Raw genomic sequence first — 13,667 nt, forward strand, 5'->3', positions numbered from 1 at the left:
ACTGTCTACAACCGCTATTTTGATCGAAGTCGCGGAAATTAGGTATTTTTCCTAATACCGCGTTGGCGCCGCCCCCCGGTAATGCAGGGCCGGCGCGGTTTACCGTGCTTAACCTTCGTGCTGGGTGTGCACCATGTAGTTCACGTCAACGTTGCGCCCAAGCTTGAAATGATCGGTGATCGGGTTGTAATGCAGGCCGATCATGTGCTTTTCGCGCAGCGGCGTGCCGTCGACCCAGCCGATCAGTTCGGACGGGCGAATAAACTTCTTATGATCGTGGGTGCCCTGCGGCACCATCTTCAGTACGTACTCGGCGCCGATCACCGCCATCAGCCAGGCTTTGGTATTGCGGTTAATCGTTGAAAAGAACACGTGGCCGCCCGGTTTCACCAGATGGGCGCAGGCGCGCACCACCGAGGCCGGATCGGGCACGTGCTCCAGCATCTCCATGCAGGTGACCACGTCGTAGCGCTGCGGATTGGCCTGAGCGTGGCTTTCCACCGTTTCCTGCACGTAAGTCACATTGACGCCGCTTTCCAGCGCGTGCAGCCGGGCGACCTGCAGCGGCTCCGCACCCATGTCGAGGCCGGTCACCTGCGCCCCTTCGCGCGCCATGCTTTCCGCCAGAATGCCGCCGCCGCAGCCCACGTCGAGCACCTGCTTGTCAAAAATGCCGCCGGCGCGCTGCATAATGTAGTTCAGGCGCAGCGGGTTGATGCGGTGCAGCGGTTTGAACTCGCCTTCCAGATCCCACCAGCGGGAGGCGACGGCCTCGAACTTGGCGATTTCCTGATGGTCAACGTTTTGCACTCGGCTGGATGATTCTGCGTTCATGGGCGGGTCTGGCTCCTTGTTCTCGTTGCGCGGATTATACATGTTCCGGCGCGGCATCGTCTGCGCCGATGCGTTTTTAGCGCACTTATCTGCACAATTTCCGTGAAACAGCGGCGGTTATTTTCCCGTAAAGCGTGCTTTGTGATATAGTTTTACACCTTTGCCACTATGGCAGCGGGCAGATGAATCATTAGTAGAGGGATAGCAGCTCCATGAGCGACCTTGCCAGAGAAATCACACCGGTAAACATCGAAGACGAGTTGAAAAACTCGTATCTGGACTATGCGATGTCCGTTATTGTCGGACGTGCGCTGCCAGATGTTCGTGATGGACTGAAGCCGGTTCACCGCCGCGTTCTGTACGCGATGAGCGTATTGGGTAACGACTGGAATAAACCATACAAGAAATCGGCCCGTGTCGTCGGGGACGTGATCGGTAAATATCACCCACACGGTGACAGCGCGGTTTATGACACTATCGTGCGTATGGCTCAGCCGTTTTCACTGCGCTACATGCTGGTGGACGGTCAGGGTAACTTCGGTTCCGTCGACGGCGACTCCGCCGCGGCGATGCGTTATACCGAAGTGCGCATGTCCAAGATTGCTCACGAACTGTTGGCGGATCTGGAAAAAGAAACCGTCGACTTCGTGCCTAACTACGATGGCACCGAGCAGATCCCGGCCGTCATGCCGACCAAGATCCCGAACCTGCTGGTTAACGGCGCATCGGGTATCGCCGTGGGCATGGCCACCAATATTCCGCCGCACAACCTGGCGGAAGTCGTCAACGGCTGCCTGGCCTATATCGACGATGAAAACATCAGCATCGAAGGGCTGATGGAACACATTCCGGGGCCAGATTTCCCGACGGCGGCGATCATCAACGGCCGCCGCGGTATTGAAGAGGCCTACCGCACCGGGCGCGGCAAAATCTACCTGCGCGCGCGCGCGGAAGTGGAAGCCGACGCCAAGACCGGGCGTGAAACCATCATCGTTCACGAGATCCCGTATCAGGTGAACAAGGCGCGTTTGATCGAGAAGATCGCCGAGCTGGTGAAAGAAAAACGCGTGGAAGGCATCAGCGCGCTGCGCGACGAGTCCGATAAAGACGGCATGCGCATCGTGATCGAAGTCAAACGCGATGCGGTCGGCGAAGTGGTGCTGAACAACCTGTATGCGCTGACGCAACTGCAGGTCACCTTCGGCATCAACATGGTCGCTCTGCATCAGGGGCAGCCTAAGCTGCTGAACCTGAAAGACATCCTCGTAGCCTTCGTGCGCCACCGCCGCGAAGTGGTTACCCGCCGCACCATCTTCGAACTGCGCAAGGCCCGCGATCGCGCCCATATCCTGGAAGCGCTGGCTATCGCGCTCGCCAACATCGATCCAATCATCGAACTGATTCGCCGTGCGCCGACCCCGGCGGAAGCGAAAGTCGCGCTGGTAGCTCAGCCGTGGGATCTGGGCAACGTCAGCGCCATGTTGGAACGCGCCGGTGACGACGCCGCCCGCCCTGAGTGGCTGGAGCCGGAGTTCGGCATCCGCGACGGCAAGTACTACCTGACCGAGCAGCAGGCTCAGGCGATTCTGGATCTGCGTCTGCAGAAACTGACCGGCCTGGAGCACGAAAAGCTGCTGGAAGAATATAAAGAGCTGCTCAACTTCATCGCCGAGCTGATCTTTATTCTGGAAAGCCCAGAGCGCCTGATGGAAGTGATCCGCGAAGAGCTGGTGGCGGTCAAAGAGCTGTACAACGACGGCCGTCGCACCGAGATCACCGCCAATACTTCCGACATCAACATCGAAGACCTGATCAACCAGGAAGACGTGGTGGTGACCCTGTCTCACCAGGGCTACGTGAAGTATCAGCCGCTGTCCGACTATGAAGCCCAGCGCCGCGGCGGCAAAGGCAAGTCCGCCGCGCGTATTAAAGAAGAAGACTTTATCGATCGCCTGCTGGTGGCCAACACCCACGATACGATCCTGTGCTTCTCCAGCCGTGGCCGCCTGTACTGGATGAAGGTGTACCAACTGCCTGAAGCCAGCCGTGGCGCGCGCGGTCGTCCAATCGTCAACCTGCTGCCGCTGGAAGCCGATGAGCGTATCACCGCCATCCTGCCGGTACGCGAGTATGAAGAAGGGCGCCACGTGTTCATGGCCACCGCCAGCGGTACCGTGAAGAAAACCGCGCTGACCGAGTTCAGCCGTCCGCGCAGCGCCGGCATCATCGCCGTCAACCTCAACGAGGGCGACGAGCTGATTGGTGTCGATCTGACCGACGGCAGCAACGAAGTGATGCTGTTCTCCGCCAACGGTAAAGTGGTGCGCTTCCCGGAAGCGCAGGTGCGTTCGATGGGCCGTACCGCGACCGGCGTACGTGGCATCAACCTCGGCGAAGGCGACAGCGTGATCTCACTGATCGTGCCGCGCGGCGAAGGCGACATTCTGACCGTCACGCAAAACGGCTTCGGTAAACGTACCGCCGTGACCGAGTATCCGACCAAGTCACGTGCCACCCAGGGGGTTATCTCCATCAAGGTGAGCGAGCGTAATGGCCAGGTGGTTGGCGCCGTGCAGGTGGAAACCAGCGACCAGATCATGATGATCACTGATGCCGGCACGCTGGTGCGCACCCGCGTTTCGGAAGTCAGCGTGGTGGGCCGTAACACCCAGGGCGTGACGCTGATCCGCACGGCGGAAGACGAAAACGTCGTCGGTCTGCAGCGCGTGGCCGAACCGGTGGAAGACGAAGAGCTGGATAGCCTGGAACCGGGCGCGGAAGCGGTGGAAGAAGACACCACGCCGCTGGACGATGGCGACGACGCGGCTGAGCCGATGGACGACGACAACGTTTAAAGCAAGGTGAGGGCGTCGGCATGCCGACACCGTAATGCACTGAGACAAAAGGGCCTGGCAGCGATGCTAGGCCCTTTTTCAGTTATATGGTTTAATTGGCGCACCGAGCCGCCGGCCGCCGTGCCGGCGATAGCGTGCGCCGCCACTGACTTTCGTATGGTATCCGATTGAAATACTTAGCCTCTTTTCGAACTACGCTGAAGATATCCCGCTATCTGTTCCGGGTGCTGGCGATTTTGCTGTGGTCGTTGGGAGCGCTGCTCACCACCTTTTATATTCTGAATATCCTGCATCAGAAAGAATCGGACATCCGGCAGGAGTACAACCTCAATTTCGACCAGGCACAGGGCTATATCCGCCATTCCGCCGACATCATCCGCGACATCAAGTATATGGCGGAGAACCGCCTCAACGGGTCAGTCAGCAGCCTGGACATGTTCAGCGGCGTGTTTCCCGGCAAGGGCAGCCCGCCGCAATTCTTTCCGCTGTACCCGGAGTCCAACTGTGCGCTGAGCACCACCTACCGCAGTTCGCTCGATTCACTGAGCGGCCTGATCCAGTATTGGAAAGAGAACTTCGTAGCGGCATACGATCTCAACCGGGTGTTCTTCATCGGCGGCGATAGCCTGTGTATGGCAGAATTCGGCGGCGGCAATGCGAGTGCCAATCGGGAAAATGTGCTGAAGTCACTGCACGAGCGCATTCTGAAATACCGCAACGCCAAGAATCAGGACAAAGACAACAACCTGTATTGGATCAGCCCCAGCGCGCAGCGGCCGGACGTCGGTTATCTGTATGTACTGACGCCGATCTATATCGGCAACAAGCTGGAGGCGTTGTTGGGCATCGAACAAACCGTTCGGTTGGAGGATTTCGTTACCGCCGGCAACCTGCCGATCGGCGTCACGCTGCTGGATGAGAACAACGAGCCGGTGCTGCGTCTGGCGGACGGCGATCGTTATGCCGCCTCACTTAACAGCTATCCCGTAGAGCACGCGTACTTCGGCTATGTCGACAATTACCGCGACCTGATTCTGAAGAAAGCGCTGCCACCTTCTTCGCTGAGCATCGTCTATGCACTGCCGGTGAAAAGCGTGGTGGAACGCTTCAAAATGCTGATCCTCAACGCGCTGTTGCTGAACCTGTTGTCAGCCATCGTGCTGTTCACGCTGGCGTGGCTGTTTGAGCGCAAGATGTTCCTGCCGGCGGAGGACAACGCGTTTCGCCTGGAAGAGCACGAGCAGTTCAACCGCAAGATCGTCGCCTCGGCGCCGGTGGGTATCTGTATCCTGCGCATCAGCGACGGTACCAATATCCTGAGTAACGAACTGGCGCATAACTACATCAACCTGTTGACCCACGAAGATCGCGATCGCATTACGCGTATCATTTGCGAACAGCAGGCGAATTTCGTCGATGTGATGACCAGCAACAACAACAACCTGCAGATCAGCTTTGTTCACTCGCGCTACCGTAACGAAGAGGTGGCGATTTGCGTGCTGGTGGACGTCAGCGCGCGCGTGAAGATGGAAGAGTCGTTGCAGGAGATGGCGGCGGCGGCGGAGCAGGCCAGCCAGTCCAAATCGATGTTCCTGGCTACCGTCAGCCATGAGCTGCGCACGCCGCTGTACGGCATTATCGGCAACCTCGATCTGCTGCAAACCAAGGCGTTGCCGCAAGGGGTCGATCGGCTGGTCAATGCGATGAACAACTCTTCCGGCCTGCTGCTGAAAATCATCAGCGATATTCTCGACTTCTCCAAAATCGAGTCCGAGCAGCTGAAGATCGAACCGCGCGAGTTCTCCTGCCTGGAGGTGATCACCCATATCGCCGGCAACTATTTGCCGCTGGTGGTCAAGAAACGTCTGGGGCTGTACTGCTTTATCGAACAGAACGTGCCGGAGCGCATCTTCGGCGATCCGGTGCGGTTACAGCAGGTGCTCTCCAATTTGGTGAACAACGCCATCAAGTTCACCGATACCGGCTGTATCGTGCTGCAGGTCTGCACCCGCGGCAGCTACCTGGAGTTCAGCGTGCGCGATACCGGCGTCGGTATTCCGGAGAAAGAGGTCTCGCGCCTGTTCGACCCGTTCTTCCAGGTGGGGACCGGTGTTCAGCGCCACTTCCAGGGAACCGGTTTGGGGCTGGCGATCTGCGAAAAATTGGTCAACCTGATGGACGGCGATGTCTCTGTCGAGTCCGAACCGGGGTTGGGCAGCTTGTTCAGCATTCGCATTCCGCTGTTCAACGCCCAGTTCCCGATCCCGCAGGCCAGCGATACCTGGCAGGGCCGGCGGCTGTGGCTGGATATCCGCAATCAGCGGCTGGAAAGCTACCTGATGGCGATCCTGGGCGGTTACGGCGCCGATATCCAACGCTATGACGGGCAGGAGACCGCTGCCGGTGAGGTGCTGCTCAGCGATTACCCGCTGATGCTGGACACGCCGCTGCTGGCTCAGATCCAATTCTCCACCGAGCATATCGGCCCGTCGCAGGAAACCCGGCCAGGCTATTGGATGCACAGCACCTCCACGCCGCGTGAAACGTTGACCTTGCTCAACCGGTTGTTTGGCGTCGGCGGCGGCGCGGCAGAGGGGCTGGTGCAGCTGCCGGTGCCCGCCAAGGCCAGCGCGGCGGACAACGGCGATATTCATCTGCTGGTGGTCGACGATCATCCGATCAACCGTCGCCTGTTGTCCGATCAGCTGGGGTCGCTGGGGTATCAGGTGGTGACCGCCAACGACGGCGTCGACGCGCTCGGCGTACTGAAACAGCATCACGTCGATATTGTGCTGACCGACGTCAATATGCCGAACATGGACGGTTATCGCCTGACGCAGGAACTGCGACAGATGCAGTTCAGCTCGCCGGTAATCGGCGTGACGGCGAACGCGCTGGCGGAAGAGAAGCAGCGCTGTCTCGAGGCGGGCATGGATAATTGCCTGTCGAAACCGGTTACGCTGGAGACGCTGGAACAGACGCTGGCTTACTACAGTCAACAGGTGCGCTACAGCCGCAGCGAGGCTTGAAAAACAAACAGGCACGGCGGATGCCGTGCCTGTTTGGCGTTCACCTGCCGTGAGGCGGGCTTTAGTCTTTGTCCAACGGCGTCATGCTGACGGACGAGAGATAGTTGAGCAGGGCGATGTCGTTCTCGACGCCCAGCTTCATCATCGCCGATTTTTTCTGGCTGCTGATGGTTTTGATGCTGCGGTTGAGCTTTTTAGCGATTTCGGTCACCAGGAAACCTTCGGCGAACAGACGCAGCACTTCGCTTTCTTTCGGCGACAGGCGTTTGTCGCCATAGCCGCTGGCGCTGATTTTTTCCAGCAGTTTAGAGACGCTTTCCGGCGTGAACTTCTTGCCTTTCTGCAGGGCGGCCAGCGCCTTCGGCAGATCGGTCGGCGCGCCTTGTTTCAGCACGATGCCTTCGATATCCAGATCCAATACCGCGCTCAGGATCGCCGGGTTGTTGTTCATGGTCAGCACGATGATCGACAACTGCGGATAGTGACGCTTGATGTACTTAATCAGCGTGATGCCGTCGCCATACTTGTCACCCGGCATCGACAGATCGGTGATCAGCACGTTGGCGTCCAGCTTGGACAGATTGTTGATCAGTGCGGTTGAGTCTTCGAACTCCCCAACGACATTCACCCATTCAATTTGCTCAAGTGACTTCCGGATGCCAAACAGTACGATAGGATGGTCATCAGCAATAATTACGTTCAGGTTATTCATGTTGTTGGCTACCTTGCTTCAGCAGTCTGCTGACGAAAAAATCAATCTGACTGATGTTATTCTCGATCTCGGGCGCATCACCTTCTGCGATGCGCTGTTCTAACGATTCGCACAGCTGCTTGCCGGGAAGCAGATTTAACATGGCAAACACGCCTTTCAGGCGGTGTGCGGTTTGTGACAGCGCATTGAAATCACTGCTGCCCGCCTCAGTATACAGTTTTTTGACATCGTCGGGTACTGTATCGACAAACAGCCCATAGTAATCACTTGATTTCAATTGTTTTTCATAGAGTTGGATATCTTCTGAACTCAATGAAAGCGGGCTTTCTTCCTGTTCCAGCGCGGCCATTTGCTGTTCGATCAGCATCAGCACGGCGTCGATTAATGCGCCGTTCAGGTTGTAGTTCACCCGAATGTAGCGTTTATCCAGCGCTTGCCAACCCGGCTCATCGGTCGCCAGCAGCAGGGTGTAGTCATCGGCCCGCTGCGGGTTATCCGTCAGCAGCACGTCATAATCGCGATTGACCGCGCGATCTTCGGCGACGAGACAGTCGGCACCGTAGGCCTGCAACAGGCGGGTCACGATGCCGCGCACTTCATCCGACGTGACGTCCAGCAGGGCGGTGACGCCGTCGAGCAGCTTTTCCTGCTCCTGCGGTTCTTTTTTCTCCATCTCCATGGCGACGCGAATGGTGTAGCGAGTGCCGATATCCACCTTGCTGCGAATGTCCAACTGGCCGTTGAGCTTCTTGCACAGCTGATTGCACAGGAAGAAGGTGAGGCCGGAACCGTGGTTGAAGCGGTCCACCAGCGTCTGGCTGAGGAACGGATAGTTGAGGTTGCTGATCTCTTCGTTGGAGATGCCGGAGCCGGTGTCGTTGATTTGGAAAATCAGGCGGTCAGGGTGCTCGGGCTCATGGTCGATGACCAGAGAAATCTTGCCGCAGGCGGTAGTGATAATGGCGTAATGCACCAGCAGCGAGATCACCTTGCGCAGCGCGTTGGCGTCGCCGATATAGTTCTGCTCGACGTCCAGCTGGAAATGCTTGAACAGCGCCAGCCCCTTTTGATTGAGGGCTGGCAGGGCCTCCAGCAGTAACTCGTCGATCAGCGCCGTTGGGTTGAACGGCTCGCGTGTGGGTTGCCAGTCCTGGGTTTCCAGCCGGGTCAGGAGGGTGATGTTATCGATCAACTCCAGTACCGAAGCCGACGCCGTCGTCAGCTGGCCCAGCAGCGCCTGCTGTTGTTCCTCATCCGGCCGGTTGTGCAGGCGGTCGACCAGATCGTGCATCTGACGTACCGGCTGATTCAGCTCGATGCCCAGATTGTGCAGCATCAGTTTGCGCGCCTGAACGTTTTTGTCGTATTCGCGCCGCGCCTGCTGCAGCCGCTTGTTCACCATCACCTCTTTATCCTGATCGTTCATCAGGAACAGGTAGGTGTCCGGTGAGAGCTGGCTGCGGAAAATGCGAATTTCATACACCTCGTTGTTGACCGTCGCCTGGATCACTCCGTGATGCTGTTCGGCCATATGGGCGATCTTTTGCAGGCTGAGATGCGGCAGCAGGTGCTCGGCGATTTTGTTGCTGGCGATCACCGTATTGTTGGCGAAGCTGTAGACCAGCAGGCCGGAGGGCAGGCTGGAGACGATCTCCCGATTCAGCGCGCGCTCGGCCTCCAGTTCCACTGCCATGTTTTCGCTCGGGCGAATGTACTGGCGGCGGATAAAGTAGATGCTCAGCATCGACAGCGCCAGCAGCAGCAAGTTGACTGCGATCAGCCAGATGTTGTTGCGCAGCAGATCGATGGCCAGATTGATAGCCGAAACGCGATACACCACCTTCAGCGGCGCATTGGGCAGGGCGGCACTGAACTCCACCCAGCCCCCGCTCATCGTTGCATGGGTACCGAGGACGGTTTCCGACGGGATGGTGCTGTCGTCGAGATCGACATCATCCGGCAGCAGCAGGAAATTGGCGCGGGCCAGATTGGCCGGAATGATGTCGTTGATCGGCAAATCAAAGGCGATCACCGTCGCCAGATGCCCCGGCTGATTAAAGGTGGTGCGAATCGAAAACGAATAGGCGTTCTGGAAGCGTTGCTTGCGCAGATCGGAAAAGCTCTCGCGTTCGTCGAGCATATTGGCCTGCTGCAGCATCTCGGCGCGGCGTTCGTCCGCCGAGGTGGTCAGGTAGCTTTCCCGAAAGCGCGAAGCCAGCTCTTTGAGCGGCTGGGTAGTGATCAGGCTGAGGCTGTTGTCCTGACCATTGAGGTAATACATGGCGTAGTTCTCGGTCTTGGCGCCCCAGCGGGTATCCAGGTAGTCCGAGATGTTGGCGATCATCGCCAGCGTGTTCTCGTCATGGCTGCCGAAGATCACCGCGTCGGTTTTCTTGTGCGGTTTCTCGACATAATAGACGTCGGGCCGCAGGCGGGTTTCCTGCAAACCAGGATCGACATTCTGCGCCGGCGCATTGCCGAATTTGTCATAGACCTGATAGGTCATATAGCGGTAGGTATCGATACGCTTTTGCAGCGAACCGGCGATGCTATTGAGCGTGTACTTCTTTTCCGCCAGCCAGGCATTGGTGTAGTTGTAGCCATACAGACCGATGCCGATCGTCAGCAGCACGATAAACAGCAGGAAGCAGCGGGTAATGTTGCTGGAGCTTATGGTCAGTTGTTTATTTTGCATAGTGGCTGCGCATTCCTGAATCAGCGAGTGACGGCCCTGGCGCTGGCGGTCACCGCCAACAGCAGAGCGGCTACGCAGGCGAAGGCCACCGTCAGGTTGGAAAACTGAGCGATGAAGCCGATCAGCGCCGGGCCGGCCAGAATACCGGCATAGCCGACGGTGGTGACGGAAGCGATCGCCAAATTGGCCGGCATGTCGCGCTGGTTGCCTGCGGCGCTGAACAGGATCGGCACGACGTTCGAGGCGCCCAGGCCGACCAACATGAAACCGGCCAGCGAAACGGTGGCGTGATTGAAGGCGATGGCCAGACCCAGGCCGAAAGCGGCACACAGGCTGCCCAGCAGCAGCACCCGGTAGCGGCCCAGCGAGTTCACCACCCGATCGCCATTGAGGCGGCCGAGCGTCATGGTGATGGAAAACAGCGCATAGCCCAGACCGGCCTGGCTGTGTTCGACACCGCGCAACGTGGTGAGGAACAGCGCGCTCCAGTCGAGCATCGATCCTTCCGCCAGAAACATGATAAAGCACAGAATGCCGATGAACATCACCCAACCGCGCGGCAAGACGAACATCGGCCCGCCGTCGTCGGCGCCGCTCTCACGCAGCAGATGGCGGCTGGCAAGCGCCAGCAGGACTATCACCGCCAGCACGGTGAGCAGGGTGGATTGCAGCGGTGTCAGCCCCAACCACAGCAACGCGCTGACGCCGCCGGCGCCGGCAATGCCGCCGATGCTGAAGAAACCGTGAAAGCCGGACATCATCGCCTTGCCGCTGGCGCGTTCGACGATCACCGCCTGAACGTTCATCGCTACGTCGATCATGCCGATTGCCGCACCGAATAGCAGCAGCGCTACGGCCATGCCGCCGAGGGAATCCATCAGTGCCAACAGCGGCAGATCAATACACAATCCCAGACCCGCCATCAGGATCACCGCGCGGCAGCCCAGTTTGCCGGTCAGGAAACCGGTCAGCGGCATCGCCAACAAGGAGCCGGCGCCGATACAGAGCAGCAACAGGCCGAGCGAACCGTCATCGATACCGATGCGCGCTTTGGCGAAGGGGACCAGCGGCGCCCAGGCGGCCATGCCGAGACCGGCGACGAAAAAGGCCAGACGGGTGGCGATCTGTTGAGGAATGCCGGGCGTTTGCTGTTCATTGCACAAGGTAGCTGTCATGTAAGCGTCAGGATCTTGGGTCAAAAGAATGGTGAAAGTTACTGACAGTTTTTATCACAATCCGCGATCCGGATCGAAAATATTCGCGCCTGACATCTCCCTGGCACCGCCTCTGCGCACCAGCCACAGCGCGATAGCTTGGACAATATACTCCTTTTGCTGCTCGTTCAGTGCGACGCCTTGCGGTATGCCGTGCCACTTTTCCAGACAGCTGCGGCAGCAGGTAGCGGTGGCATGCTGGGCGACGAACACCGGGTGGCCGCGCATCGGTGTTTGCTTGCCGTCATTCTTAGGATGGGCGGCGGCCAGGCGGCGGTCGATAAAATCGCGGGCATGGCTGAGTATCAGCGGCAATCCCTTGCCGTCGAGATAAGTCTGGTCTTTGGCATTTAAACGGAAGCGAGCGCGGAAGGGGGAGGTTTGTAGCCGCCGCCACAGCACGTCGGGTTGAAAGGGCATCATGAATTTTACTCGCTGGAGGTGCACTTTTTTCAGGTTATCAGAATTGAAACTCTGCGGCTAATTGTGCCTGTGGCGGGAAATAATCGGTGGGATAAAGCACGAAATGAAAAGTAATTTCAATTTGTAGACTAAAATAAGGGAAAAGATTAGCAATTAGTGCGAAAGTAAATTAATGAAACTATATCATTAGGTTATTTATTTGCGTGCTATTTGTACGAGTCGGAATTGTGAGGAGAGTATGGAGAAAAATAAAAAACCGGCCAGAAGCCGGTTAAAGGAGTGCAGAAATTATCCTCGGATCTCGGATAATGAAGGTAATAATGAAAATAATGATGATAGCGAGGTGATTATAGCGGCTGCGTGCGGACGGCGTTTTGGCACAATGTGCTTATTGTCTGGCTCAATTGTATGGTTGGCTTTTTTTTCTTAAAGATATGTATAACTACATGATTTTTTATCAATTAATCTATTCTTTGTCTTTAAGTGCTTTATTTTGTTTGTCTGTAATGTTTTGTGAAAGTTCGCGCGTATTTACATTTGGAAACCTTTATTAATTACACTGAAACACTATCGGATACTTGGTATCATTTTCTTTCTGGATTAATATAACCCTTGTTACCAGAATGGTAATGCACAGTCGTGCTAATAATGCTCGAAAAGGGCAGTGGCCGTAGCTCGACATAATTAACGAGGATAATAACGATGAAACTTCGAGTACTCTCTCTGATGGTACCCGCACTGCTGGTTGCAGGCACAGCAGGCGCGGCGGAAATCTACAACAAAGACGGTAATAAACTGGATTTGTACGGTAAAGTCGACGGTCTTCACTATTTCTCCAGCAACAACGGCGTGGACGGCGATCAGTCTTATATGCGTTTTGGCCTGCGCGGCGAAACGCAAATCAGCGATCAGCTGACCGGTTACGGCCAGTGGGAATATCAGGCGAACCTGAATCACGCTGAAAGCCAGGACAACAAGAACTTCACCCGTTACGGCTTCGCCGGTCTGAAATTCGGCGACTATGGCTCCTTCGACTACGGCCGTAACACCGGCGTGCTGTACGACGTCGCGGCGTATACCGACTTGCAGCCTGAGTTCGACGGTATGACCTACGGCGCCGACCAGTTCATGTTCCAGCGCTCCAGCGGCCTGGCGACCTACCGTAACAACGACTTCTTCGGTCTGGTTGACGGCCTGAACTTCGCCCTGCAGTACCAGGGTAAAAACGGCAACGGCGAAGAGACCAACAACGGTCGTGACGTTCTGGGTCAAAACGGCGAAGGCTACGGTATGTCCATGAGCTATGACATGGGCTACGGCATCAGCGCCGCAGGTGCCTTCTTCAACTCGCGTCGTACCAGCGAGCAGAACGGCGGTAACGGTCATCAGAACATCATGGGTCGCGGCGACAAGGCCGAAGGGTACTCCGGCGGTCTGAAATATGACGCCAACGACGTCTACCTGGCGGTGATGTTCACCCAGTCCTACAATGCGGCGCGTTTCGGTAGTTCTGACAGCAGCGTTTATGGCTACGCCAACAAGGCGCAGAGCTTCGAAGCCTACGCGCACTACCAGTTCGACTTCGGTCTGCGTCCGTTCGTGGGTTATAACCAGACCAAAGGTAAAGACCTGGGCCGCGCCGGCAACGGCAAGGACTACGGCGATCAAGATCTGGTCAAATTCGTCGACCTGGGTGCGACCTACTTCTTCAACAAAAACATGTCCACCTATGTTGATTACAAAATCAACCTGGTGGACAACAACGACTTCACCGACGCTGCCGGTATCAACACCGACAACGTGGTTGCCGTGGGCCTGGTTTACCAGTTCTAAGCACCTCAGTGTGAACGTCATCGCGCGGCCTTCGGGCCGCGTTTTTTTTGCCTGTAAGCCGGTAAAAAAGCA

General features: G+C 57.1%; 8 protein-coding genes. 3 read left to right on the plus strand and 5 right to left on the minus strand.

Annotated features, from left to right (window positions below; genetic code table 11):
• Positions 1–108: 108 nt before the first annotated feature.
• Positions 109–834 (minus strand): bifunctional 2-polyprenyl-6-hydroxyphenol methylase/3-demethylubiquinol 3-O-methyltransferase UbiG, encoded by a 726-nt coding sequence (gene ubiG, locus ACJ8HA_RS01130; protein WP_043136511.1) that lies wholly within the window; start codon positions 832–834, stop codon positions 109–111.
• Positions 835–1,046: 212 nt separating this feature from the next.
• Here ubiG and gyrA point away from each other — a divergent pair, with 212 nt between their 5' ends.
• Positions 1,047–3,689, plus strand: coding sequence for a DNA topoisomerase (ATP-hydrolyzing) subunit A (gene gyrA, locus ACJ8HA_RS01135; RefSeq protein ID WP_043136507.1), 2,643 nt, complete (start codon positions 1,047–1,049; stop codon positions 3,687–3,689).
• A 167-nt stretch (positions 3,690–3,856) separates the two neighbouring features.
• Complete coding sequence (rcsC, locus tag ACJ8HA_RS01140) at positions 3,857–6,718, plus strand: two-component system sensor histidine kinase RcsC (protein WP_089181144.1); 2,862 nt, start codon at positions 3,857–3,859, stop codon at positions 6,716–6,718.
• A gap of 61 nt (positions 6,719–6,779) precedes the next feature.
• Here rcsC and rcsB read toward each other — a convergent pair whose 3' ends face one another.
• Genes rcsB through ACJ8HA_RS01160 form a run of 4 tightly spaced genes read right to left on the minus strand, consistent with a single transcriptional unit; the run spans position 6,780 to position 11,762 of the window.
• Positions 6,780–7,430 (minus strand): response regulator transcription factor RcsB, encoded by a 651-nt coding sequence (gene rcsB / locus ACJ8HA_RS01145; protein WP_004935900.1) that lies wholly within the window; start codon positions 7,428–7,430, stop codon positions 6,780–6,782.
• Positions 7,423–10,125 (minus strand): phosphotransferase RcsD, encoded by a 2,703-nt coding sequence (gene rcsD, locus ACJ8HA_RS01150; RefSeq protein ID WP_049207299.1) that lies wholly within the window; start codon positions 10,123–10,125, stop codon positions 7,423–7,425. Before rcsD ends, rcsB begins: the two co-directional genes overlap by 8 nt.
• Positions 10,126–10,145: 20 nt before the next feature.
• Positions 10,146–11,300, minus strand: coding sequence for an MFS transporter (locus tag ACJ8HA_RS01155; RefSeq protein WP_049294881.1), 1,155 nt, complete (start codon positions 11,298–11,300; stop codon positions 10,146–10,148).
• Between the two features lie 54 nt (positions 11,301–11,354).
• Entirely contained in the window at positions 11,355–11,762 is a 408-nt protein-coding gene (locus ACJ8HA_RS01160) for a DUF4186 domain-containing protein (RefSeq protein ID WP_062826730.1), read from the minus strand.
• A 702-nt stretch (positions 11,763–12,464) separates the two neighbouring features.
• Here ACJ8HA_RS01160 and ompC point away from each other — a divergent pair.
• Complete coding sequence (ompC, locus tag ACJ8HA_RS01165; protein ID WP_025303634.1) at positions 12,465–13,595, plus strand: porin OmpC; 1,131 nt, start codon at positions 12,465–12,467, stop codon at positions 13,593–13,595.
• The last annotated feature ends 72 nt before the right edge of the window (positions 13,596–13,667 follow it).

Source organism: Serratia sp. CY33802 (assembly GCF_052169095.1).
GTDB classification, from domain to species: Bacteria; Pseudomonadota; Gammaproteobacteria; order Enterobacterales; family Enterobacteriaceae; genus Serratia; species Serratia bockelmannii.